Origin of the sequence: Streptomyces sp. NPDC046727 (genome assembly GCF_040645635.1) — a bacterium.
GTDB lineage: Bacteria > Actinomycetota > Actinomycetes > Streptomycetales > Streptomycetaceae > Streptomyces.
This window is the reverse complement of sequence record NZ_JBEYYR010000017.1, coordinates 1-24,325: the sequence shown is the minus strand read 5'-3', so window position 1 is coordinate 24,325 and position 24,325 is coordinate 1. Positions and strand designations below refer to the sequence as shown.

Sequence of the window (24,325 nt, the reverse complement as noted above, 5' to 3'; positions counted from 1 at the left end):
GGGCCCCGTGACGCCGGGATGATCCAAACGAGAGGGCCTAGTTGCCGCCGGACAGGGGCAGCATCGGGTAGCTGCCGGTGCTCGTCGGGGCGTGTTCCGGGAGCCACAGGACGGCCACCGCGCCCTCCGCGGGGATGTGGGCGGGCGCGCCCGGGGGCCGTACGTTGCGGAACGTCAGCCGGGCGCCCAGCACGCGCGCCTGGCCGGCCGCGATGGTCAGCCCCAGCCCGTGGCCCTTCCCGGCGCGGTCCTTGCTGCCGGTGCGGAACCGGCTCGGCCCCTCGGCGAGCAGCTCCTCGGGGAAGCCGGGGCCGTGGTCGCGGACCCGGATGACCCGGCCCTCCACGGTGACCTCGATCGGCGGCCGGCCGTGCCGGGCGGCGTTGGCGAGCAGGTTGAACAGCACCCGCTCCAGCCGCCGAGGGTCGGTGGTGACCTCCGACTCGTGCACCACCTGGACGGCGATGTCCGGATCCTTGGCCGCCACCCGGCGCGCCACGAACTCGCCGAGCATGATGTCCTGCAGCTCCGCCCGCTCCGAGGCGCCGTCGAGCCGGGCCACCTCCAGGACGTCCTCGACCAGCGTGCGCATCGCCTTCGCCCGGTCCAGGACCAGTTCCGTGGGCCGGCCCGGCGGCAGCAGCTCGGCGGCCGTCAGCAGGCCCGTCACGGGGGTGCGCAGCTCGTGCGCGATGTCGGCGGTGACCCGCCGCTCGGCCTCCAGGCGCTGCCGCAGCGCGTCCGCCATGGCGTCCACCGCCCGCGCGAGGTCGTCGGTCTCGTCCCGTACGACCCCGCCGATGGCCGCGCGCACCCGGACGTCGGTCTCGCCCTTGGCGACCTGGTTCGCGGCGGCTGCCGCCTTGCGCAGTCGGCGGGACAGCTGGCCGCCGATCAGCACGCCCAGCGCGCTGCCGCCGAGCACGACCGCGACGGAGCCGATGACGAGGGCCTGGTCCAGGTCGTTCAGCATGTCGGTGCTGCGGTTCGGCAGATGCATGTGCACGGACAGCACATGCCCGTCGTTCGCCGGTACGGCCGCCCAGATGTCCGGCACGCTGCCGTTCTGGGAGACGTCACTGGCCCGCCGGCCCCGATCGACACTCTCGCGGAGTGCGTCCGGCAGGTCCGGGTCGTCGATCTTGACGGACGGGAAGACCGGCCCCCGGTTCAGCTCGTAGTTGCGGTGGGCGAGCTGGAGGCGGTCGTTGGCCAGCTCGCGCGCGTTGTCCAGCATCGAGACCCGGGCCGCGTTGTGCACGACCAGGCTCAGCACGACCGCCACCAGTCCGGCCACCAGCGCGATCGCCGCGCTGAGCTTCCATCTGAGCCCGGTCCGCAGGCCCGCGCGCTCCGCGCGCCGGACCGGGTGCCGAAGAATCCCCCGCATGCCGCCGCTCCGCTCAGGCCTTGAGCTTGTAGCCGAAGCCACGGACCGTCTCGATCCGGTCCTGGCCGATCTTCTGTCGCAGCCGCTGCACATGCACGTCCACGACCCGGGTGTCGCCGCCCCAGCCGTAGTCCCACACGCGCTCCAGCAGCTTGTCGCGGGAGAGCACGGTGCCCGGCGCGGAGGAGAACTCAAGGAGCAGCCGCATCTCGGTCGGGGTGAGCGCCACCGGCTGGCCGGCCTTGCGGACCTCCATGCCCTCGGTGTCGACCTCCAGGTCACCGAAGGTCAGCAGACCGCCCGCGGGGGCACTGCCCTCGGCCCGGTCTGCGCCGCCCGCGTGCCCGAACCGGCGCAGCACCGCACGGATCCGGGCGACCAGCACGGCGCCGTCGAACGGCTTGGTCACGTAGTCGTCGGCGCCCGCCTCCAGACCGAGGACGACGTCGATGGAGTCGGCACGCGCCGACAGCATGATCACCGGCACGGTCGACTCGTCCCGGATCCGGCGGCACAGGCTGACCCCGTCCAGGCCCGGCACCATCACGTCCAGCAACGCGATGTCCGGGCGGTCCGCCCGGAACGCCTCCAGGCCCGACAGGCCGTCGGGCATGGCGGTGACCGCGAAGCCGTCCCGCTCCAGGGCGAGCTGGGTGGCCTCGCGGATGACGTCGTCGTCCTCGACGAACAGGACGTGGGTCTGGTCTGCCATCCGGATGCTCTCAGTCCTCATGGGGGTACGTGTGGGCGATCAATTGTCCGGCGCGGGCTGTGTGCCCTTGCCGGCGGACTTGCTGTACTCGTCGCGGGTGGGCTTCCCCGGGACGAACCGTCCCGCCTTCCAGGCGTAGGAGGTCACGACGTCACCGGACGGGCTGGAGATCGGGTCGCCCTTCTCGTAGTACTGCCGGAACACCGACAGGGTGCCCTTGTCGATCTCCGCGTAGACCGGGGACTCCTCGCTCCTGAAGACGCTCTTGAACCTGCCGCCCTCGTCCCGGTACACGTACGAGGCGATACCGAGCCAGTCCGCGCAGGTCATCACGTTGATGACGACGTCGTCCACCGGGGCGCCGGTCAGGTCGCCGTACGAGACGTCGATCTGGTACTTGTCGCCGTCGCACGGCTTCAGCTCCCGCTTGACCGCCTCCGACACCGTGGGGTCGTTCCTGAGCAGCTCCACGGCATCCACCCGCCTGGACCTCTCGGAGGCGCCGCTGGACGGGGAGGCGAAGGAGTCGGAGTAGTCGGAGGAGTCGGAGGAGTCGGAGCGGGGGCCGGCCATCGCCGAGCTCTGCGCCGGGCCCTCGTCCCGCGCCCCCGTGCCCCCGCTGCCGCCCGCGGCGACGAAAAGGGCGACGGCGGCGAGCGCGGCCCCCACCGCGATCACCGCCTGTGTACTGCCTCGGACCCGGTCGGGCCCGGCCCCGGTCAGGCCGCGCAACGCTCCCGCTCCTCACGCTCCAGCGCGCGTGCGTCCAGATCGCGGGCCTCCAGCTCCTCACGGAGCCGGGCGAGCGCCCGGTGCAGCGTGCTCTTGACCGTACCGGCCGACATGCCGAGGGCCGCGGCCGTCTCCTCTGTGGACATCTGCTCCCAGTGTCGCAGCACCACGACACTGCGCTGCTTGGGTGCGAGCACCTTCATGACGTCCATCAGCAGGGCCCGGTCGGCGTGCTGCTCGGTGGAGTCCTCCACGGAGGCGTCCGGCAGCTGCTCGGTCGGCACCTCCTCCAGCTTGCGCGCCCGCCACCACTCGGTCCGCGTGTTGATCATGACCCGGCGCAGATAGGCGTCGGCGAGCCGCTTGTCGGCGATGCCCTCCCAGCGGCCGTACGTCCGGACCAGCGCGGTCTGCAGCAGGTCCTGGGCGTCGACCGGGTCCGGGACCAGCCGGCGGGCGCTGCGCAGCAGCGCGTCCTGCCGGGTGCGGACGTACTCCTCGAATTCGAGCACCTCGCCCTGCGCCATGATCAACCGCCTTCCGTTCCCCGTTGTGCTTCCGGCTCGTGCCGGAAGTCCCGCTGTCCCCGCGCCCGGTGGTCCGCCGGGCACGGAGAAGAAGCTACGGAGCGGTTGTCACGGGGCTGTGCGGACCAGCCTGCGGCTGGCAATCGGCTATCCGTCGGTTGTGTAACGGAAGCAGGAACGGGGTAAAGAACGCAGGGGTTTTGGTCCTGCATGGGGTGATTTGTCCGGTTGGGCGTTCCGTAACGGAGGGCCGAAGACTGTGATCTGGCCGTCCGTCAGCTGAGCGGCAGCCGATACAGACCGCCCGGCAGCGGCTCCACCAGACCGTCCGAGACCAGCCCGTCGAGCGCGCGGGCCCGCTGCACCGGCTCGTGCCACACCCGGTCCAGCGCCGCCTGCGGCACCGGCGCGTGCGCCTCCCGCAGCACGGCCAGCAGCTTGCCGCGCACCTGCCGGTCCGTACCGGCGTACGTCTGCCCCCGCCGCGGCGGCCCCGCGTGCTCCGGCTTGCCCGCGATCCGCCAGGCGCACTGCGCGGCGATCGGGCACCGCGGGCACTCCTCGTTCTTCGCCGTGCACACCAGCGCGCCCAGCTCCATGGAGGCGGCGGCCCACCGCGCGGCCGTCCTCTCGTCCTTGGGCAGCAGCTCCCGCGCCAGCCGCCGCTCGGCGGCCGTGGTCGCGTTCGGCGGGTACTGCACGCCCGTCACCGCCCGCGCCAGGACCCGGCGGACATTGGTGTCCAGCACCGCGTGCCGCTGCCCGTACGCGAAGGAGGCCACCGCGGCGGCCGTGTACTCACCGATGCCGGGCAGTGCCAGCAGCTGCGCGTGATCCGTCGGCACGTCCCCGCCGTGCCGCTCCGTTATGGCGACCGCGGCGCCGTGCAGACGCAGGGCCCGGCGCGGGTAGCCGAGCCGGCCCCAGGCGCGCACCGCCTCGCCCGGAGCCTCCTTCGCCAGGTCGGCGGGGCGCGGCCAGCGGGCCAGCCACTCCTCGTAGACGGGCAGCACCCGGCTCACCGGGGTCTGCTGGAGCATGAACTCGCTGACCATCACGCCCCACGGGCCCGCCTCCGGGCGGCGCCAGGGGAGGTCACGGGCGTGGGCGTCGAACCAGGCGATCACGGGGGCGTGCAGCTTCTCAGTCATGGCATTCCGATCCTGCCATGGGTTGGCAGGCGGGATGTGTGACCCGGCGGTCACTGAGCGTGGCGGAGAGTGAAGAACCGTGCCGCCTGCGGCAGTTGCCGGGATGATGATCCGGAAAAGTTGACGCCGGCGCGGCGGGTGGCGCGAGCAAGCCCGCCGATCTCTCGTACAGTTTGCGCCGTGGGATCTCTGCGCAATCCGGTCGGGCCGCTTCCCTCCACCATCTACTGGCGTCGGAGGGTCGTACTGCTGTCCGTGGTCGCCCTGTTGGCGCTGGTGATCACGTGGATCGTCACCGCCGGCGGCGGGGGCGGCAAGAAGAACACCGACGCGTCGAACGGCAAGAATCCCACGCACACCATCACACCCGGACCGACCCCGTCCGGCTCGGCGGTCAGCCAACACCCCGGCGGGCGCGACGAGTCGGGAGGCGGGGACTCCGACGGGAGCGGTTCGGGCGGGAGCAGCGGCTCGGGCGACGGGTCGACCGACGGTGCCACGGGCTCCTCCGGCTCCGGTGACGGCTCGGGCGGGGCCTCCGGTGGTGGCGGCGTCGGTGCGGGCGACGCGCTCCCGGCCTCCTCCTCGCTGCCCAACTGCACGTCCGGCGCGGTGGCGTTGAGCCTGCGCAGCGTGCGCAACTCCTACTCGCCGGACCAGACGCCGACCTTCGAACTCACCGCGAAGAACAGCTCGTCGGCCGACTGCAAGGTCGATCTCGGGCCGAAGAACGCGGTGTTGACCATCACGCCGGCGGACGGGGACGACGCGTTCTGGTCGTCGGCCGACTGCCCCAAGGGCCCGGCGAGCCTGGTGTTCCGGGTGTCGGCGGGCAAGAGCATCACCTACCCGGTGAAGTGGGACCGCAAGCCGAGCGCTCCGCACTGCGGGACGCCGTCCGGCGGTTCGGCGAAGGCAGGGACGTATCTGCTGGAGGCCAAGGCCCCTGGGTACGGGAAGCTCCGGGCGTCGTTCGTACTGGCGGCCGACTGAGGATCGGGGCGGCGGCACGGTTCGTCGTCGACTGCGGGACGTCCGTGGCTGGTCGCGCAGTTCCCCGCGCCCCTTGGGCAAGCCGCGGCTCGCCTACCTGAGGGGCGCGGGGAACTGCGCGAGGAACCACAACGGACCCGCAGCCGCCGGACCACAACGCCCCCCGAGTCATGAGGCGCCCGGCCCGACATCAGACGTAGCGCTCCAGGATGGACGACTCCGCCAGGCGCGACAGCCCCTCCCGCACGCTCCTCGCCCGGGCCTCGCCGACGCCGTCCACGGTCTGCAGGTCGTCGACGCTCGCGGCGAGCAGCTTCTGCAGGCCGCCGAAGTGCTCCACCAGGCGGTCGATGATGGCGCCCGGCAGCCGCGGGACCTTGGCCAGAAGGCGGAAGCCCCGCGGGGACACCGCCGAGTCGAGCGTCTCGGGGGAGCCCGTGTAGCCCAGCGCCCGCGCCACCGTGCCGAGTTCGAGCAGCTCCGCGTGGGTCAGGGCGTCCAGCTCGGCCAGGGCCTCCTCGACCGTGCGGGAGCGCTTGGCCGTCGGCTCGGGCACGTAGTCCCGGACGACCAGCTCGCGGTCGGGCTCGACCCCGGCGATCAACTCCTCCAGCTGGAGGGCGAGAAGACGGCCGTCCGTGCCCAGTTCGACCACATACTCGGCGATTTCGGTGGCAATGCGCCGGACCATCTCCAGACGCTGCGCGACCGCGGAGACGTCCCGGACCGTCACCAGGTCCTCGATCTCCAGCGCCGACAGCGTGCCCGCGACCTCGTCCAGCCGGAGCTTGTACCGCTCCAGGGTCGCCAGCGCCTGGTTCGCGCGGGAGAGGATCGCCGCCGAGTCCTCCAGGACGCGCCGCTGACCGTCGACGTACAGGGCGATCAGACGCATCGACTGGGAGACGGAGACCACAGGGAAGCCGACCTGCTTCGACACCCGGTCCGCCGTGCGGTGCCGCGTGCCCGTCTCCTCCGTCGGGATGGTCGGGTCCGGCACCAGCTGCACGCCGGCCCGCAGGATCTTCGACAGGTCCGACGACAGCACGATGCCGCCGTCCAGCTTGCACAGCTCCCGCAGCCGGGTGGCGGTGAACTCGACATCCAGCACGAAACCGCCCGTGCACATCGCCTCGACCGTCTTGTCGGAGCCGAGGACGATGAGGCCGCCGGTGTTGCCGCGCAGGACCCGCTCCAGGCCGTCACGCAGGGCCGTACCGGGCGCCACGGCACTCAGCGAGGCGCGCATCAGGCGATCGGAACCGGCACTCCCACCGGACTTTCCGGGAGCTGCTGCCCGGTCGTTGGCTGCCACTGCACTCCTCCGGTCGCAGGTTCTGACGCGCTCCCGTTCCCGCACTCGGTTCGTACGGACGGGCGAGACCTGGGCAAAGTCTACCGGCGCTCCTCCGCCTCCCGTGGGGCCTCTCGGCGACGGGAGCGGGGCAGAACCCGGAGCGCGTCCCCCATGTCGGCGACTTCCAGGACCTTCATGCCGGCCGGCACCTTGCCCGGATCCGTCGGCACGAGCGCGTGCGTGAAGCCCAGCCGGTGCGCCTCGGCGAGCCTGCGCTGCACACCCGTGACCCGTCTGACCTCGCCCGCCAGCCCCACCTCGCCGATCGCCACCAGGTTCTTCGGCAGCGGGGTGTCGCTGGCTGCCGAGGCGAGGGCGAGCGCGATGGCGAGGTCGGCGGCCGGCTCCGACAGCTTCACGCCGCCGACCGTCGCCGAGTAGATGTCCCGCTTGCCGAGCGCGCTGATCCGGCCGCGCTGCTCCAGCACCGCGAGCATCATCGACACCCGGGAGGTCTCCAGGCCCGAGGTGGTCCGGCGCGGGGAGGGGATCTGGGAGTCGACGGTCAGCGCCTGCACCTCGGCCACCAGCGGACGGCGGCCCTCCAGGGTGACGGTCAGGCAGGTGCCCGGGACCGGCTCCGCGCGGCGGGTCAGGAACAGGCCGCTGGGGTCGGCGAGGCCCGTGATGCCCTCGTCGTGCAGCTCGAAGCAGCCGACCTCGTCCGTCGCCCCGTAGCGGTTCTTCACGCCCCGCACCAGGCGCAGGCGCGCGTGCCGGTCGCCCTCGAAGTGCAGGACGACGTCCACCAGGTGCTCCAGCAGGCGGGGGCCCGCGATCGCGCCGTCCTTCGTGACATGGCCCACCAGCAGCGTGGACATCCCGCGCTCCTTGGAGGCGCGGATCAGGGCGCCGGCCACCTCCCGGACCTGGGCCATGCCGCCGGGCGCGCCCTCGATCTCGGGGGAGGCCACCGTCTGCACCGAGTCGAGGATCAGCAGGGACGGCTTGACCTCGTCCAGATGCCCGAGGACGGCGGACAGGTCGGTCTCGGCGGCCAGATACAGGTGGTCGTCGAGGGCGCCGATGCGGTCGGCGCGCAGCCGCACCTGGCTCGCCGACTCCTCGCCGGTCACATAGAGGGTGCGGTGCTCGGCGCTCGCCGACTTGGCGGCCACGTCCAGCAGGAGGGTGGACTTGCCGACGCCCGGCTCGCCCGCGAGCAGGACGACCGCACCCGGCACGAGGCCGCCGCCGAGCACCCGGTCCAGCTCGGGCACGCCGGTCGAGCGGGCGGTGGCCTGCCGGCCGTCGACCTGGCCGATGGGCAGCGCGGAGGTGCTCACGCGGCCCGGGGCCGTGGTCCGGACCGCGGGCGCGCCGTACTCCTCGACCGTGCCCCAGGCCTGGCATTCGGGGCAGCGGCCGAGCCACTTGGCCGTCTGCCAGCCGCACTCGGTGCAGCGGTAGGACGGGCGGTCCTTGGTGGTCTTGGTACGGGCAGCCATGCGGAAACCGTAGCCCGCGGCACTGACAACGGGACCGGCGGTCGGGGACGAAGAGTCCGGGGACGCGTGCGGGTGATCCGGTCCCGGCCACCACCCACCGGCATCCAGCCGCGGAATGAAAGGTTCCTGTCCCCTTATGAGGGATCGTTTCACCCGTACGGATTAAAAGTGCTCAAGGTGTCAGAACGGGCACTCCGCCGCCGCCTACGGTCGCACAGGTGATGAGCAGCAGCCCGGAGACCACCACCCGCACGACCGGCGCGCACCGAGCACATCGCGAGGTGCGCGAACCACGTGAGGGGCGTGAAGTACGGCATGAGGCGCGTGAGGCACGCGACCGCGCCGCCGCGCGCACCCTCGCCCAGCGCACGCCGGCGCGCTACGAGCCCTACCTGGACGGCCTGTTCACCTACTGCCTGTCCGTGCTGTGCGACCACGACGCGGCCACCGCCGCCCTCGGTGACGTCCTCGCCCTGGCCGAGCGGCGGGGGGTCCGCGTCCCGGAGGCCGCCGCCGACCGCAGGGCCTGGCTGTACGCGCTGGCCCGCTGGGCATGCCTGCGCAAGCTGGCCGAGGCCAAGCAGAAACGTCAGGCCACCCATGCGGCGGGCCGCGCCGGAGCCGGGAGAGGCGCCGCGAGACCCGGCACCGGGACCGCGAAAGGACCCCGGACGGGGACCGCGAAGGGACCGGGCCCCGGGACGGGGAGCGGGAGAGGGCCCAGGGCAGGGACCGCGGCAGGGCCTGCGGCGGGGCCCGGCAAAGCCGCCGCGAACGTCACCGGAAGCGTCACCGGGAGCGCTGCCGGGAGAGTGGCACCGGACCCGACCCTCGCTCCCGAGATCCAGGAGCGGCGGCGCCGCGAACTCGCCCTGCTGGCCTGGCCGGAGGCGGCCGGCACCACCCCCGAGCAGCGCGAGGCCCTGGAACTCGCCGTCCGCCACCACCTCGCCACCCACGAGATCGCCGCCGTCCTCGGCATGGAGCCCGCCGCCGCCCGCGAGCTGCTCGCCTCCGCCGCCTGCGAGGTCGAGCGCACCCGCGCGGCCCTCGCCGTGGTCGAGACGGGCGCCTGCCCGAGCGTGGCCCACCTCACCGGCGACAGCCTGATGGTCCTCAGCACGGCCCTGCGCCGCGAGCTGGTCCGGCACGTCGACGACTGTCCCCGCTGCCGTCGCACCGCCGGGCGCGCCGTCCCCGGCCGCTGGCCCGGCGCCTCGGTCACCCCCGCCGAGCTGCCTGTCCTGGCGGCCCCGCGCGCGGCCCTCCACATGGCGCTGGCGCACCACCCGCGCGCGCGGGGCACGGCCGTACCCCGCTTCGACCGGCGCGGCTTCCCGATGGACCCCAAGGACCGCGCGGCCCGCCGTGACCGCCTCCGCGCGCGTGCCGTCACGACGACGGTCGTCGCCACGGTCGTCGCCGCGCCCGTCCTCGCCCTCTGGGCCGCCTACCGAGGCGGGCCGGTGGGGGAGGACGACGGCCCCTCCGCGACCGCGCCCGAGGCGCAGGGCCCCGAGGCGCTCGGCGGCGACACGGCCGGCGTCTACGAGAACGCGGGGAACGCGAGCGTGAAGCCCGGCGTCCGCATCGGCGAGAACGGCACGGCGGACGTCTCCGTGGAGGTCGTCAGCGTCGACGGAGTGGGCGCGACGAGTGCGGGACAGCTGGACGTCAACGCCGCCAACGACGGCGACACGACCCTGATCACCCTCACGGCCTCCGGCGCGTCCGAGGTCCGCTGGTCGGTCTCCACGTCCGCCGCCTGGCTCTACTTCAGCCAGTCCTCGGGAACCCTCCACCCCGGCCAGACGTTGACGATCAAGGTGTACGTCGACCATCTGCGCGAGCCGTCCGGCCACTGGCGTGCACGGGTGGCGGTGGCCCCGGCGGGCGCGGTGATCTCCATCGACGGCTACGGCACGGCCCCCACCCGCCCGACACAGCACCCGTCGCCCACGCCCACTACTCCGACCCCACCGAGCACACCCCCCACCGAACCCTCTCCCCCACCACAAACCCCCACAGACCCACCGACCACCCCCACAACCCCACCCCCCTCAGAACCCCCGACCCCGACACCCACCTCACCCTCGCCTTCCACGCCGGCCGGCGACACTCCGAGCCCGTCGGACAGCTAGGGGAGGGGAGTCGGTTACGGGGCCGGGTCGGCCGGGTGGGGGGCCAGGAGGGGCAGTTGTGACGCCAGTCGCTGTTCGCACAGCTCGACCAGACGGTCGTAGCCCGCCTTGCCCATCAGCTCCGTCAGCTCGGCACGGTAGGAGACGTACACCGGCTCACCGGCCCCGTGCGCCGAGGTCGCCGAGGTGCACCACCAGTGCAGGTCATGCCCGCCCGGACCCCAGCCCCGGCGGTCGTACTCCCCGATGGACACCTGGAGCACGCGCGTGTCGTCCGGCCGGTCGATCCAGTCGTAGGTCCGCCGGACCGGCAGCTGCCAGCACACGTCCGGCTTGGTCTCCAGCGGCTCCCGGCCCTCCCGCAGGGCGAGGATGTGCAGCGAGCAGCCGGCGCCGCCCGCGAACCCGGGCCGGTTCTGGAAGATGCAGGACCCCTGGAAGGGCCGCGTCTGCCGGGAACCCTCCTCGTCCTCGGAGACCCAGCCGTTCCGCGTGCCCTCCTCGTGGTGCTGCCAGATCTCCGGCGTGAGCCGGGCCACGTGCGTGGCGACCCGCTTCTCGTCGTCCTCGTCCGAGAAGTGCGCCCCCAGCGAGCAGCACCCGTCGGCCGCCCGGCCCGCCTGAATGCCCTGGCAGCCACTGCCGAAGATGCAGTTCCAGCGAGAGGTCAGCCATGTCAGATCGCAGCGGAAGACCTGCTCGTCGTCCGCCGGATCGGGAAACTCCACCCAGGCGCGGGCGAAGTCGAGCCCCTTCTCGTCGCTCATCCTCGCCTCCTTGGAGGTTTTGGCGGCCTTACGACCTTTGTCCGCCTTGTCGACCTTCGCCTTTTTCGTCTTTGGCACGCGTCCAGGGTAAGTGGCCGACGGCCGCACCGGGGACTGAGGACGGACGATCTGGCAGTAGCGTTCCGTATATGAGACTCGGTGTCCTGGACGTGGGTTCGAACACGGTGCATCTGCTGGTGGTGGACGCTCACCCCGGCGCGCGCCCGCTGCCCGCGCATTCGCACAAGGCCGAACTTCGGCTCGCCCAACTCCTCGACGACAGCGGTGCCATCGGCGACGACGGCATCGAGAAGCTGATCGACGTCGTACGGGACGCGCTCCAGGCCGCCGAGGACAAGGGCGTCGAGGACCTGCTGCCGTTCGCGACCTCCGCCGTCCGTGAGGCCACCAACGCCGACGACGTCCTCAAGCGCGTGGCCGACGAGACCGGCGTACGGCTCCAAGTCCTCACCGGCGCGGAGGAGGCCCGGCTCACCTTCCTCGCGGTGCGCCGCTGGTTCGGCTGGTCCGCCGGAAAACTGCTGGTCCTGGACATCGGCGGCGGCTCCCTGGAGATCGCCTACGGCATAGACGAGGAGCCGGACGCGGCCGTCTCCCTCCCGCTCGGGGCCGGCCGCCTCACCGCCGGCTGGCTGCCCGGCGACCCGCCCGACCCGGACGCCGTCCGCGCCCTGCGCCGGCATGTCCGCGCGGAGATCGCCCGCACGGTCGGCGAATTCACCCGCTTCGGCGCCCCCGACCACGTGGTCGCCACCTCCAAGACCTTCAAACAGCTCGCCCGCATCGCCGGCGCCGCCCGCAGCGCCGACGGCCTCTACGTCCAGCGCGAACTCAAGCGCGAGTCCCTGGAGGCCTGGGTGCCGCGGCTGGCCGGCATGACGGTCGAGCAGCGGTCCGAGCTTCCCGGAGTCTCCGACGGCAGGGCGGGCCAGCTCCTGGCGGGCGCCCTGGTGGCCGAGGGCGCGATGGACCTGTTCGGCGTGGAGAACCTGGAGATCTGCCCCTGGGCCCTGAGGGAAGGCGTGATCCTGCGGCGCCTCGACCACATGGGCTCGGATTAGCTCCCCGAAGGGGCGCGGGGCGGTATCGATGTGCGACTCCGCCGCGTGGGCGCGAGCAACCACGACGCACCCGCAGCCGCGCAAATGGCAAACCTCACAACGGCGAACAGGCACCCAGCACCCCCACTGCCCAACCCCGTAAGGTGCAGGACGTGGCTGAACCAACAGACGTGCGCATCGCGCTGTCGACCGCCTCCGTCTACCCCGAGTCGACGGCGACGGCCTTCGAGATCGCCGCCCGCCTCGGTTACGACGGCGTCGAGGTCATGGTGTGGACCGACCCGGTCAGCCAGGACATCGAGGCCCTGCGCCGGCTGTCGGACTACCACGGCGTTCCGGTCCTGGCCGTCCACGCCCCCTGCCTGCTGATCACCCAGCGGGTCTGGTCCACCGACCCGTGGGTCAAGCTCCAGCGGGCCCGCGCGGCGGCGGAGAAACTGGGGGCCTCCACCGTCGTCGTACACCCGCCGTTCCGCTGGCAGCGGCAGTACGCCCGGGACTTCGTCGACGGGATCTGGCGGATGGCGAACGAGACGGACGTACGGTTCGCCGTCGAGAACATGTACCCGTGGCGCTACCGCGACCGCGAGATGCTCGCCTACGCCCCCGACTGGGACGTCACCAACCACGACTACCGGCACTTCACGATCGATCTCAGCCACGCGGCGACGGCCCGTACCGACGCCCTGGACATGGCCGACCGCATGGGGGACCGGCTCGGGCACGTCCACCTCGCCGACGGCCGGGGCTCGGCCAAGGACGAGCACCTGGTGCCCGGCCGCGGCACCCAGCCCTGCGCCCAGCTGCTGGAGCGCCTGGTGCGCACCGGCTTCGACGGCCATGTCGTGATCGAGGTCAACACGCGGCGGGCCATGTCCGGCGCCGAGCGCGAGGCCGACCTCGCCGAAGCCCTGGAGTTCACGCGCAAGCACCTGGCCGCGGCGGCCGTACGGGTGCCCCGCCGATGACCGGGACCCCGCCCCCGGCGATGAACGAGACCCCGGCCCGGTGATGAACGAAACCCCGCCCCCGGTGAAGAACGGCACCGCGTCCGAGCCCCCGGCCCGCCGCCGTGGCCGCCCCCCGCGCACCGAGTCCGCCGGCACCCGCGACCGGATCCTGGCCGCCGCTCGCGAGGAGTTCTCCGCGCGCGGGTACGAGAAGACGTCCGTCCGCGGCATCGCCAAGGCCGCCGGCGTGGATTCCGCGCTGGTCCACCACTACTTCGGCACCAAGGAGCAGGTCTTCGAGGCGGCCATCGAGGTCGCCTTCGCCCCCGCCCTGCACGCGCCGGACGCGGTGGCCGAGGGCCCGCCGGACGCCGTGGGGGAGCGGCTGACCCGCTTCATCTTCGGCGTCTGGGAGAACCCCACGACCCGTGTCCCGCTGCTGGCGATCGTGCGCTCGGCGGTCAACAACGACACCGCCGCCGCCGTCTTCCGCCGCCTGATCGCCGCCCAGCTGCTGCGCCGTATCGCCGCCCAGCTCGACCTGCCGGACGCCGAGCTGCGCGCCGAGCTGGCGGCGGCCCAGCTGGTGGGCTGCGCCATGCTGCGGTACGTGATCAAGGTGGAGCCGCTGGCGTCGGCGGACCTGGAGCAGATCATCGTCCGCGTCGCTCCCGTCGTACAGGGCCACCTGACGGCTCCGTGAAATAAGTGTCCCGCAATCCGGACACTCCGTCCCGCCACCTGGATGACCGGCGTACGCTCGATAGCAGCCACATCCATCTGAAGGAGCGAGCGACGATGCCCGAGCTGAGGTCCCGCACAGTCACCCACGGCCGCAACATGGCGGGCGCCCGCGCCCTTATGCGCGCCTCCGGTGTACCCGGTGCGGACATCGGCCGGAAGCCGATCATCGCCGTGGCGAACTCTTTCACGGAGTTCGTGCCGGGCCACACCCACCTCCAGCCGGTCGGCCGGATCGTCAGCGAGGCGATCAAGGAGGCGGGCGGCATCCCGCGCGAGTTCAACACGATCGCCGTGGACGACGGCATCGCGATGGGCCACGGCGGCATGCTGTACTCCCTGCCCTCCCGCGACCTGATCGCGGACTCGGTGGAGTACATGGTCGAGGCCCACTGCGCCGACGCCCTGGTCTGCATCTCCAACTGCGACAAGATCACGCCGGGCATGCTGATGGCGGCCCTGCGCCTGAACATCCCGACGGTCTTCGTCTCCGGCGGCCCCATGGAGTCCGGCCGCGCCACGCTCGTCGACGGCACGGTCCGCACGCTCGACCTGGTCGACGCGATCTCCGACGCCGTCAACGACAAGATCTCCGACGAGGACATCCTCCGGATCGAGGAGAACGCCTGCCCGACCTGCGGCAGCTGTTCCGGCATGTTCACCGCCAACTCGATGAACTGCCTGACCGAGGCGATCGGCCTGTCCCTGCCCGGCAACGGCTCGGTCCTCGCCACCCACACCGCGCGCAAGCAGCTCTACGTCGACGCGGCCCGCACGGTCATGGACCTCACCCGCCGCTACTACGAGCAGGACGACGAGACCGTCCTGCCCCGCAACATCGCCACCTTCCAGGCCTTCGAGAACGCCATGGCCCTGGACATCGCGATGGGCGGCTCCACCAACACGATCCTGCACCTGCTGGCCGCCGCCCAGGAGGCGGGCGTCCCGTTCGGCCTCGACCAGATCGACGCCGTCTCGCGCCGCGTGCCCTGCCTGGCGAAGGTGGCCCCCAACGTCGCCAAGAACCGCACGTACTACATGGAGGACGTGCACCGCGCCGGCGGCATCCCCGCCCTCCTCGGCGAACTGCACCGCGCCGGCCTGCTCAACGAGGACGTGCACGCCGTCCACAGCCCGTCCCTCGCCGACTGGCTGAAGACCTGGGACGTCCGCGGCGGCTCCCCCTCCCCCGAAGCGGTGGAGCTGTGGCACGCGGCGCCCGGCTGCGTCCGCTCCGCCGAGGCCTTCTCCCAGTCCGAGCGCTGGGCGGCCCTGGACGAGGACGCCGAGGGCGGCTGCATCCGCTCCGCCGAGCACGCGTACTCCAAGGACGGCGGCCTGGCGGTCCTCCGCGGCAACCTCGCCGTCGACGGCTGCGTGGTCAAGACGGCCGGCGTCGACGAGTCGATCTGGACCTTCGAGGGCCCGGCGGTCGTCTGCGAGTCCCAGGAGGAGGCCGTCCAGCGGATCCTCACCCAGGAGGTCAAGGACGGCGACGTCGTCGTCATCCGCTACGAGGGCCCCAAGGGCGGCCCCGGCATGCAGGAGATGCTCTACCCGACCTCGTACCTGAAGGGCCGCGGCCTGGGCAAGACCTGCGCCCTGATCACCGACGGCCGTTTCTCCGGCGGCACCTCGGGCCTCTCCATCGGCCACGCCTCCCCCGAGGCGGCCTCCGGCGGCACGATCGCCCTGGTCCAGGACGGCGACCGCATCCGCATCGACATCCCGGGCCGCTCCATCGAGCTGCTGGTCGACGAGGCCGAGCTGGCCCGCCGCGAGCAGGCCCTGAACGGCGTGTACGCCCCGAAGAACCGCGACCGCAAGGTCACCGCCGCCCTCCGCGCCTACGCGGCGATGGCGACGAGCGCCGACAAGGGCGCGGTGCGCGACGTGTCCCGCCTGGGCTGACCGGCCGTAGCAGTCGTGGCAGGGGCCGCCTTGTGACGGAGGCGGCCCCTGCGCCGTGTCACCAGGCCGCCGGATTCCGGCCGTCCACGGTGAAGACCGTGCCGTCGGGCGCGCCGGCGTAGACGCGGTCGCCGACCGGCACCGGGGCCGGCGGCGTGCTCATGACCTGCGCCGAGTTCGCGCCCAGCCGTGCCGGCGTCTGCCCGATGAGCCGGCCCTTCCGGGCGTCGACGGCGAGCAGCCGGCCGTCGCTCGCCGTGAAGTACACCCGCTCACCCTGCGCGACGGGCAGCGAGCCGCGGCTCACCGACGTCTCCAGGTGCCACAGGCGCCTGCCCGACGCCACGTCCACGGCGTCCAGCGAGCCCCCGGTGGCCAGCACATAGACGACGTTCCCCCGCACGGTGGCGTGCGCGCCGTCCAGTACGGCGGGCAGCGCGACGCGCCGGGTCGCGCCCGTCCCCGGCGTGTAGCGGACGATCTCCCTGGCGCCGTAGCCGCTGTCGACGGCCAGGAAGAACACCGACCCGTCGTCCCGGGCGCCGAACGGCTTGAGCCACCCCCGCAGCCGTACGTCCCACCGCACCCGCCCGGTGCCCGGATCCACGGCGCTCACCTGGGTGCTCGACCCGTCGGCCGACGTACGCGTCGCATACGCGGTCCCGCTCCCCGCCCCCGGGAACACCACGAACGACAGCACCCCCTGCCCGGGGACCGCCCGCCGCCACCGCGTGGCGCCGGTCGCGCCGTCCACGCCGGTGACCGTGCCGTCGGCACCCGCGAGCAGGGCCGTGTCGCCGGCGTACCGGACCGTCGTCCCCGCGGGCAGCCGGCGCTGCCAGACCTCCTTGCCCGAGTCCGGGTCGAGCCCGGTGAGCCGTGAACCGCCGTCCGTGTACGGCTGCACCAGGCCGCCGGACACGACCGGCGGCCCGCTCGTGGACCGGGTACCGACCGAGCGCCGCCACAGCAGCCCCCCGTCGGACGCGGACAGCGCGAAGACGACGCCGGGCCGCGCGCAGAACAACTTCCCGTCGCCGTACGCGCAGTGCGCCATGCCCTCGCCGCCGACCGCCGGCCGCGCGGTCCAGGTGCCGGCAGCCGCCGTCAGAGTCGGCGCACCGTCCTTCCCGGGCGCATGATCGTTTCCGCCGAACAGCCCGGACGGCCCGGACCGCCCGGACAGCCCGGCCGAGACGAGACCGACCGCCAGCGCCAGCCCGAGCGCGCCCGCCCCCAGCGCCACCGCACGCCTGCGCCCCGGACGCTTCGCCACGAGCCGCCGCCCGACCGACTGCTCGGGACGGCCGGGGGCGCCCGACGATGCGGGCCCGTCCTCACTCCTCCGCTGCGCCGGTATGAACGCCTGGGTGTCGTACGAGGCCGCCACCGAGCGCAGCTCCCGCATCAGCTCGTCCGGGGTGGGCCGGTCCTCGGGCTCCTTCGCGAGGCACCGCCGCACCAGCGGAGCGAGACTCTCCGGTACGCCGGTCAGGTCCGGCTCGTCATGGACCACCTGGTAGGCGACGACGTACGGGCTGTCGGAGTCGAACGGTCCGCGCCCGGTGGCCGCGTGCACCATCACCGAGCCGAGCGCGAAGATGTCGGCGGCCGGACCGACCTCCCGGGGCCGCCGGAACTGCTCCGGCGCCATGAACGGCGGCGTGCCGATCAACTTGCCCGTCTCGGTGCGCAGTTCGCTGTCCTTGGGCCGGGAGATGCCGAAGTCGATGACCTTCGGGCCGTCCTCGGCGAGCAGCACGTTGCTGGGCTTCAGGTCCCGGTGCACGACGCCGACCCGATGGATGTCCCGCAGCGCCTCGGCGAGCCCCGCCATCAGCCGACGCAGCTGCTCGGTCGCCATAGGCCCCTTCCGCTTCACCTGCTCGGACAAGGTCGGACCGGGGATGAACAGGGTGGCCATCCAGGGCCGTTCGGCCTCCGGATCGGCATCGACGACGGGCGCCGTGAAGGCCCCGCTGACCCTGCGCGCGGCGGCCACCTCCTGCCGGAAACGGCCCCTGAACTCGGGATCCCGGGCGAATTCGGCGTGTACGACCTTCACCGCGAGCTTCATCCCCGAGGTGCTCCGGGCGAGGTGTACGACCCCCATGCCACCGGACCCCAGACAGGACTCCAGCCGATAGTGCCCGGCGTACTCAGGAAGTTCCGCTTCCGCGCCCGCTCCGGTATTGCGCTGTGGCGCCATGGACCACCCCCGTGCTGTTCGTCCGCGCGCGCGACGCACGGAGCCTAGTCGATGACTCGTACGGGACAGAGGCGGCTTGCTAGCGTCTGCGTGCCAGTTCCAGGGAATCGACGGGGGAGGACCACCTTCATGTCTGTTGAGCGTGTACAGGAGACCGAGGGCATCGACGACGGCCAGGACGGCGTGGCGACGCAGGCGGCGGCAGCGGTCCGCACCTACGCCGTCGCCCCCGGCGTCCGGCTGAACGTCCGCAGCGGCCCGGGCACCGGGTACAACCTGGTCCGCGTCCTGCCCGAGGGCGTCCGGGTACCGATCTACTGCCAGACCCCCGGCACCACGGTCTCCGGCACCTACGGCACGACGAACATCTGGGACCTCATCGACAACGGCGAATACGTCTCGGACGCCTACGTCCACACGGGCGCCGACGGCTACGTAGCAGCCCGCTGCGGCTGACCCGAACCACCGACCCGGGCCCCGCCCCCGCCCGGAGGTCCGTCCGAGGTCGGGGCCATAATCGTCCCGTGAGCGACGAAACCGGCACCCCGGACACCTCGGCGGCCTCCACCAGCGGCGCGGCCCAGGGCGGCGGCCCCCGCCCCGAGCCCCTGCGCTTCTTCGGCACGTCCTGGGTGGACCACGACAACGGCTACGCGGCCCGCCGCGCCGGCGTCGCCATCGGCTCCCTCGCCGCTGCCGCCGCCTCCTGTCTGGTCCTGCGCTTCGCCTACGAGGGCATCCAGATCGCCGACACCGGCTCCTTCGTGACCGTACTGGTCGTCGCCATGTTCGCGATCTGCAGCGCGCTCGCCTTCCGCAACACCTGGGACGGCTTCGGCAAGCGCCACGATCCACAGCGCCAGGCCTCCCTGCGCGGCCTGCTCGCCATCGGCTTCGTCGGCTCCCTCCTCGCCTACTTCTTCCGCTCCCTCACCGAGGCCCCGGGCGAGAAGCTCCACCGCGAGGAGTACGAGCAGGCCCGCGAAGCCCATGAACGCCGCACCAACCGCCGCACCGGCAACCCGTCGAAGAAGAAGCGCCGCCGGTAGAACGCCGACAGCGGGTACGAGGCCGGGCGCGAACCCGGCCGGCCACGACACCCGGCCACGACCCCCGGCCAGGGCCCCGAACCGAAGCCCGCCGGACAACCGGAACCGCACGGGCCGCCGTCGCGGTGCCGTAGACATGGCCCCATGGCAGCCACCGAGCCCTCGCCCGCCGACCCGCCCGCCGTGCACGCCGCCCGGGCCGCGTCCTTCAACTCCGCCGCCGCCCAGTACGCCGCGAACCGCCCCTCCTGCCCGCCCGCCCTCTTCGACGCCGTCGAGGAACTGGCCGGCCGCTCCCTGCCCGGCGCCAGGACCGTGGACGTCGGCGCCGGCACCGGCCTCGCCACCGCCCTCCTGCACGCCCGCGGCGCCGACGTCCTCGCCGTCGAACCCGGTGCCGGCATGGCCGCCGAGTTCCGCCGAGCCCTGCCGCACATCCCGCTCGTCCGGGGCAACGGCAACGCCCTCCCCGTCGCCGACGCCCACGCCGACCTCCTCACCTACGCGCAGGCCTGGCACTGGACCGACCCGGCCCGCTCGGTGCCGGAGGCGCTGCGCGTGCTGCGTCCGGGCGGCGCACTGGCCCTGTGGTGGAACACCGACGCGCTCGACGTCGAGTGGATCGCCGAAGCCGCCGACCGCATCCACCGCTTCCTCGGCCTCGGCACCGCCGCCGAGAAGCGCAGGGCCGCGGACCGCACCGACCTCGCCGACCCCAGCGGCCGTCTCCGCTTCACCCGCCGCGAGATCCGCTGGAGCCGCCGCATCCCGATCGACGTCCATCTCGCCAACATCGGCAGCCACTCGGGCTTCCTGGTCACTCCCGCCGAGCGCAGGAACGCGTTCCTGGAAGAAGAGCGCGGCCATGTGCTGAAGGTCTTCCCGGGCGGCATGGTCGAGGAGACCTACGACGTCCTCCTGCTCGTCGCCCGCAAGCCCTGACCCAGCGCATCACCCCTTTCGTCCCCTTGACGCCCGCCCCCTCCAGCCCGATTATTCATCACATGATGAATTACTCGCCGGACCCGCCACCCCAGCCCCTCACCCCCGACCCCCACATCGCCCCCGCGGTCCACGCGGACGACCTCACCGTCGTCCGCGGCCCCCGCACGGTCCTGCACCACCTCCGCTTCACCGTTCCCCGCGGCCGGATCACCGGCCTCCTCGGCCCCTCCGGCTGCGGCAAATCCACCCTCATGCGCTCGATCGTCGGCACCCAGGCCAAGGTCACCGGCACCCTGAACGTCCTCGGCCACCACGCCGGCCACCCCACCCTGCGCAGCCGCATCGGCTACGTCACCCAAGCCCCCTCCGTCTACGACGACCTCACGGTCCGCCAGAACCTCGCCTACTTCGCCGCGATCCTCGACCCCGGCAGAGCCGCCGCCGAGCGCCGCCACCAGCACGTCACCCAGGCCATCGCCGACGTCGACCTCACCAGCCACGCCGACGCCCTCGCCGGCAACCTCTCCGGCGGACAGCGGGGCCGCGTCTCCCTGGCCGTCGCCCTCCTCGGCGCTCCCGAACTCCTCGTCCTGGACGAACCGACCGTCGGCCTCGACCCCGTCCTCCGCCGCGACCTGTGGAACCTCTTCCACGACCTCGCCGCCACCCGCGGCACCACCCTCCTCGTCTCCTCCCACGTCATGGACGAGGCCGAGCGCTGCCACCGCCTCCTCCTCATGCGCGAAGGCGAGATCCTCGCCGACGGCACCCCGGACGCCCTGCGCACCCGCACCGGCGCCGACACCGTCGAGGCCGCCTTCCTCCGCCTCGTCGACGAAGCCGCCGCCGCGGACCGCACCAAGGAGACGACCCGATGAGCACGACCACCCACACCGCGCCCACCGCCCCGGCCGCACCCGCCGGCGCGCTCAACGCCGCCCGCACCGCCGCCACCGCCGCCCGGGTCCTGCGCCAGCTCCGCCACGACCCGCGCACCATCGCGCTGATGATCCTCATCCCGTGCCTGATGCTGATCCTGCTGCGCTACGTCTTCGACGCCAGCCCGCGCACCTTCGACAACATCGGCGCCTCGCTGCTCGGCATCTTCCCGCTGATCACGATGTTCCTGGTCACCTCCATCGCCACCCTGCGCGAACGCACCTCCGGCACCCTCGAACGCCTCCTCGCGATGCCCCTCGGCAAGGCCGACGTCATCGCCGGCTACGCCCTCGCCTTCGGCGCCCTCGCCGTCGTCCAGTCCGCCCTCGCCACCGGACTCGCGGTCTGGCTCCTCGGCCTGGACGTCACCGGCTCCCCCTGGCTGCTCCTCCTCGTCGCCCTCCTCGACGCCCTCCTCGGCACGGCCCTCGGCCTCTTCGTCTCGGCCTTCGCGGCCTCGGAATTCCAGGCGGTCCAGTTCATGCCCGCGGTGATCTTTCCCCAGCTCCTCCTCTGCGGTCTGTTCACACCCCGCTCCGACATGCACCCCGTCCTGGAGGCCATCTCCGACGTCCTGCCGATGTCGTACGCCGTCGACGGCATGAACGAGGTCCTCCATCACACCGACATGACCGCGACCTTCGTCCGCGACATCCTGATCGTGGCCGGCTGCGCGGTACTGGTGCTGGCACTGGGCGCAGCGACGCTACGACGCCGCACCGCATGAACCGCCCGCACCCCGCACCCCGCCCCCGCACAGGCCGACATCCCGCCTGACGGACAACCCACCCGCACACCACACCCCGGTGCGAAACTGAGCCGCATGAGCCAGAAAGTCGCAGTCCTCGGCACCGGCAAGATCGGCGAAGCCCTGCTCAGCGGAATGATCCGGGCCGGCTGGGCCCCCGCCGACCTCCTGGTCACCGCCCGCCGCCCCGAACGCGCCGAAGAACTCCGCGCCCGCTACGGAGTCACCCCGGTCAGCAACACCGAGGCCGCCAAGACCGCCGACACCCTGATCCTCACGGTCAAGCCGCAGGACATGGGCACCCTCCTGGACGAACTCGCCCCGCACGTCCCCGCCGACCGCCTGGTCATCAGCGGAGCCGCCGGTATCCCCACCTCCTTCTTCGAGGAGCGCCTCACCGCGGGCACCCCCGTCGTCCGTGTCATGACCAACACCCCCGCCCTGGTCGACGAGGCCATGTCGGTCATCTCCGCCGGCAGCCACGCCACCGAGGAGCACCTCGCGCACGCCGAGGAGATCTTCGGCGGCGTCGGCAAGACCCTCCGCGTCCCCGAGAGCCAGCAGGACGCCTGCACCGCGCTCTCCGGCTCCGGCCCGGCGTACTTCTTCTACCTGGTCGAAGCCATGACCGACGCCGGCATCCTGCTCGGTCTGCCCCGCGACAAGGCCCACGACCTCATCGTCCAGTCCGCGATCGGCGCGGCCGTGATGCTCCGCGACAGCGGCGAACACCCGGTCAAACTCCGGGAGAACGTCACCTCCCCGGCCGGCACCACGATCAACGCCATCCGCGAACTGGAGAACCACGGCGTACGAGCCGCCCTCATCGCCGCCCTCGAAGCCGCCCGCGACCGCAGCCGCGAACTCGCCTCCGGCAAGAAGGACTGACCCGACCGCTCCCGCTGAGCGCCGCCGACTACTTCGCGGCGCTCAGCGAAGGCTCCGCCACGGGCGGCAGCAGCCCGATCGCGCTATAGGCCGTATCGACCGTCGGCCGAGCCAACGCCCGCGCCTTCTCCGCTCCATCCCGCAGCACCCCCTCCACATAGGCCGGATCAGCACACAGCTCCCGGTGCCTGGCCTGCAGGGGCCGCAGCACCTCCACCACCGCCTCCGCGGTGTCCTTCTTCAAAGAGCCGTACGAGTCGTAAACGTCCGCCAGTGACTCAGGGTTCCCGTCTGTGCACGCTGCGAGAATGTCCAGCAGATTCGCGATGCCCGGCCGCTCCGCCCGGTCGTAGACGACCTCCCGCCCGCTGTCGGTCACGGCCCGCAGCACCTTCTTCCGCACCACGTCCGGCTCGTCCAGCAGATAGACGACCCCCGCCCCCGAGCCGTCCGACTTCCCCATCTTCCGCGTCGGCTCCTGCAGGTTCATCACCCGCGCCCCCACCGGCGGCAGCGTCGCCCTCGGCACCACGAACGTGTGCCCGTACCGCTGGTTGAACCGCACCGCCAGATCCCGGGTCAGCTCCACGTGCTGCGCCTGGTCCTCCCCGACCGGAACCTCGTCCGTGCCGTACGCCAGGATGTCCGCCGCCATCAGCACCGGATACGTCAGCAGCGACAGACGCACGCTCCCACCGCGCTCCCGCTCCTTCGCGGCCTTCTCCTTGTACTGGATCATCCGCCGCATCTCCCCGTCGGTCGCCACGCACTCCAGCAGGTACGACAGCCGGGTGTGCTCGTCCACATGGCTCTGCAGGAACACGGTGCACACCTCGGGGTCGAGCCCCGCCGCCAGCAACAGCGTCGCCGTCTGCCGGCTGAGCCTGAGCACCCGCGCCGGATCGTGCTCCACGGTCAGCGCGTGCAGATCCACCACACAGAACAGCGAGTCCGCCCGGTACTGGTCCGCCTCGGCCCAGCGCCGCATGGCCCCCAGGTAGTTGCCCAGGGTCAGGTGCCCGGTCGGCTGAATCCCGCTGAAGACCCGAGTCATCTCCACTCCACCTTCTGGTCGGGACCGCCGCCCCTGCGGCCGGCCCCCTCAGTCCCGGAGGGAGATACGAGAACGGCCGCCGAAGCGGCGGCCGTTGAGTGCATACGTGAGTACGGCCGCCGTCAGGCGGCCCACCAGAACTGGGTACACGTACGCGTCGTCATGCCCTCCACCGTACGCCTCCCGAGTGGCGCCGGGGCGCAAGTTGACACACCCCGTGCCGATCCGTAGTGTTCTCCGAGTTGTCCGACGTGAGCGCCGACTCCGGTCGGTCCCCGGACAGCCATTCCGCAAGTCCCCGCCACTCAATCGGCACTCTGCTGTCGACTGCTTTGGCGTGTGTATTTACGGAATGAGGAATCCACGTTCGAAAGGACGCGGCCCCCGATTAGCTCGGGAGTCAGGAATCCGCTAAAGTCTCACTCGTCGGAACGGCCCAGCGGCCCGGAAGACAAACCCCCCTGACTGGGAGTCAGACGCCGAAAGGATCTGATAGAGTCGGAACCGCCGGAAAGGGAAACGCGAGAGCGGGAACCTGGAAAGCACCGAGGAAATCGGATCGAGAAAAGATCTGATAGAGTCGGAAACGCA

Annotated in this window: 22 protein-coding genes; 12 read left to right on the top strand and 10 right to left on the bottom strand. The window is 72.4% G+C overall.

Features of this window, described 5'->3' with window-relative positions:
* Window positions 1-37 precede the first annotated feature (37 nt).
* From cseC to ABZ937_RS21790, 5 genes are all read right to left on the bottom strand, one after another.
* Window positions 38-1,390, bottom strand: coding sequence for a two-component system sensor histidine kinase CseC (cseC, locus tag ABZ937_RS21810; protein ID WP_361694247.1), 1,353 nt, complete (start codon window positions 1,388-1,390; stop codon window positions 38-40).
* Between the two features lie 13 nt (window positions 1,391-1,403).
* Window positions 1,404-2,102, bottom strand: coding sequence for a two-component system response regulator CseB (cseB, locus tag ABZ937_RS21805; protein ID WP_361694245.1), 699 nt, complete (start codon window positions 2,100-2,102; stop codon window positions 1,404-1,406).
* Between the two features lie 39 nt (window positions 2,103-2,141).
* Window positions 2,142-2,834 (bottom strand): hypothetical protein, encoded by a 693-nt coding sequence (locus ABZ937_RS21800; protein WP_361694243.1) that lies wholly within the window; start codon window positions 2,832-2,834, stop codon window positions 2,142-2,144.
* A complete protein-coding gene (locus tag ABZ937_RS21795) occupies window positions 2,822-3,361 on the bottom strand; it encodes a SigE family RNA polymerase sigma factor (protein ID WP_055703482.1) in 540 nt (179 codons plus the stop codon). Before ABZ937_RS21795 ends, ABZ937_RS21800 begins: the two co-directional genes overlap by 13 nt.
* Before the next feature lie 275 nt (window positions 3,362-3,636).
* Window positions 3,637-4,512: an A/G-specific adenine glycosylase gene (locus ABZ937_RS21790; protein WP_361694241.1), complete on the bottom strand. Its 876-nt coding sequence runs from the start codon at window positions 4,510-4,512 to the stop codon at window positions 3,637-3,639.
* 180 nt (window positions 4,513-4,692) lie between these two features.
* On the opposite strand from ABZ937_RS21790, the gene ABZ937_RS21785 reads away from it, so the two are divergent.
* Complete coding sequence (locus ABZ937_RS21785; protein ID WP_361694239.1) at window positions 4,693-5,505, top strand: hypothetical protein; 813 nt, start codon at window positions 4,693-4,695, stop codon at window positions 5,503-5,505.
* A gap of 190 nt (window positions 5,506-5,695) precedes the next feature.
* Here ABZ937_RS21785 and disA read toward each other — a convergent pair whose 3' ends face one another.
* Window positions 5,696-6,820, bottom strand: coding sequence for a DNA integrity scanning diadenylate cyclase DisA (gene disA / locus ABZ937_RS21780; RefSeq protein WP_361694237.1), 1,125 nt, complete (start codon window positions 6,818-6,820; stop codon window positions 5,696-5,698).
* An 80-nt stretch (window positions 6,821-6,900) separates the two neighbouring features.
* A complete protein-coding gene (gene radA, locus ABZ937_RS21775; RefSeq protein ID WP_361694235.1) occupies window positions 6,901-8,310 on the bottom strand; it encodes a DNA repair protein RadA in 1,410 nt (469 codons plus the stop codon).
* A 221-nt stretch (window positions 8,311-8,531) separates the two neighbouring features.
* On the opposite strand from radA, the gene ABZ937_RS21770 reads away from it, so the two are divergent.
* Window positions 8,532-10,451: a hypothetical protein gene (locus tag ABZ937_RS21770; RefSeq protein WP_361694233.1), complete on the top strand. Its 1,920-nt coding sequence runs from the start codon at window positions 8,532-8,534 to the stop codon at window positions 10,449-10,451.
* A 14-nt stretch (window positions 10,452-10,465) separates the two neighbouring features.
* On the opposite strand, the gene ABZ937_RS21765 is transcribed toward ABZ937_RS21770, so the two are convergent.
* Window positions 10,466-11,296, bottom strand: a complete 831-nt coding sequence (locus tag ABZ937_RS21765) for a hypothetical protein (protein WP_361694231.1) — start codon at window positions 11,294-11,296, stop codon at window positions 10,466-10,468.
* Window positions 11,297-11,367: 71 nt separating this feature from the next.
* Here ABZ937_RS21765 and ABZ937_RS21760 point away from each other — a divergent pair, with 71 nt between their 5' ends.
* The 4 genes from ABZ937_RS21760 to ilvD all read left to right on the top strand — a co-directional run bounded on the left by ABZ937_RS21760 (window position 11,368) and on the right by ilvD (window position 15,902).
* Entirely contained in the window at window positions 11,368-12,300 is a 933-nt protein-coding gene (locus ABZ937_RS21760; RefSeq protein ID WP_361694229.1) for a Ppx/GppA phosphatase family protein, read from the top strand.
* 152 nt (window positions 12,301-12,452) lie between these two features.
* Entirely contained in the window at window positions 12,453-13,268 is an 816-nt protein-coding gene (locus tag ABZ937_RS21755; RefSeq protein ID WP_361694227.1) for a sugar phosphate isomerase/epimerase, read from the top strand.
* Window positions 13,269-13,311: 43 nt separating this feature from the next.
* Window positions 13,312-13,953 carry a TetR family transcriptional regulator gene (locus ABZ937_RS21750; RefSeq protein WP_361694225.1) on the top strand — a complete coding sequence of 214 codons (642 nt, stop codon included), beginning with the start codon at window positions 13,312-13,314 and terminating at the stop codon, window positions 13,951-13,953.
* 95 nt (window positions 13,954-14,048) lie between these two features.
* On the top strand, window positions 14,049-15,902 hold the full coding sequence (ilvD, locus tag ABZ937_RS21745; RefSeq protein WP_361694223.1) for a dihydroxy-acid dehydratase: 1,854 nt from the start codon (window positions 14,049-14,051) through the stop codon (window positions 15,900-15,902).
* 58 nt (window positions 15,903-15,960) lie between these two features.
* Here the strand turns inward: ilvD and ABZ937_RS21740 are convergent, their stop codons facing one another.
* Window positions 15,961-18,111, bottom strand: coding sequence for a serine/threonine-protein kinase (locus ABZ937_RS21740; protein ID WP_361694221.1), 2,151 nt, complete (start codon window positions 18,109-18,111; stop codon window positions 15,961-15,963).
* A gap of 129 nt (window positions 18,112-18,240) precedes the next feature.
* Between ABZ937_RS21740 and ABZ937_RS21735 the strand changes: the two genes are divergently transcribed.
* The 6 genes from ABZ937_RS21735 (at window position 18,241) to proC (ending at window position 22,680) form a co-directional block, all read left to right on the top strand.
* Window positions 18,241-18,567: an SH3 domain-containing protein gene (locus ABZ937_RS21735; protein WP_361694219.1), complete on the top strand. Its 327-nt coding sequence runs from the start codon at window positions 18,241-18,243 to the stop codon at window positions 18,565-18,567.
* A gap of 68 nt (window positions 18,568-18,635) precedes the next feature.
* The gene (locus ABZ937_RS21730) at window positions 18,636-19,160 is read left to right on the top strand and encodes an EamA/RhaT family transporter (RefSeq protein WP_361694217.1); all 525 of its coding nucleotides are present in this window, start codon (window positions 18,636-18,638) and stop codon (window positions 19,158-19,160) included.
* 144 nt (window positions 19,161-19,304) lie between these two features.
* Window positions 19,305-20,102 (top strand): class I SAM-dependent methyltransferase, encoded by a 798-nt coding sequence (locus ABZ937_RS21725; RefSeq protein ID WP_361694215.1) that lies wholly within the window; start codon window positions 19,305-19,307, stop codon window positions 20,100-20,102.
* 62 nt (window positions 20,103-20,164) lie between these two features.
* On the top strand, window positions 20,165-20,983 hold the full coding sequence (locus ABZ937_RS21720) for an ABC transporter ATP-binding protein (RefSeq protein WP_361694213.1): 819 nt from the start codon (window positions 20,165-20,167) through the stop codon (window positions 20,981-20,983).
* Window positions 20,980-21,771 (top strand): ABC transporter permease, encoded by a 792-nt coding sequence (locus ABZ937_RS21715; protein ID WP_361694211.1) that lies wholly within the window; start codon window positions 20,980-20,982, stop codon window positions 21,769-21,771. The genes ABZ937_RS21720 and ABZ937_RS21715 overlap by 4 nt, the downstream gene beginning before the upstream one ends.
* A gap of 96 nt (window positions 21,772-21,867) precedes the next feature.
* Window positions 21,868-22,680 (top strand): pyrroline-5-carboxylate reductase, encoded by an 813-nt coding sequence (gene proC / locus ABZ937_RS21710; RefSeq protein WP_361694209.1) that lies wholly within the window; start codon window positions 21,868-21,870, stop codon window positions 22,678-22,680.
* A gap of 28 nt (window positions 22,681-22,708) precedes the next feature.
* On the opposite strand, the gene trpS is transcribed toward proC, so the two are convergent.
* Window positions 22,709-23,734, bottom strand: a complete 1,026-nt coding sequence (gene trpS, locus ABZ937_RS21705) for a tryptophan--tRNA ligase (protein ID WP_361694207.1) — start codon at window positions 23,732-23,734, stop codon at window positions 22,709-22,711.
* Window positions 23,735-24,325: the final 591 nt, after the last annotated feature.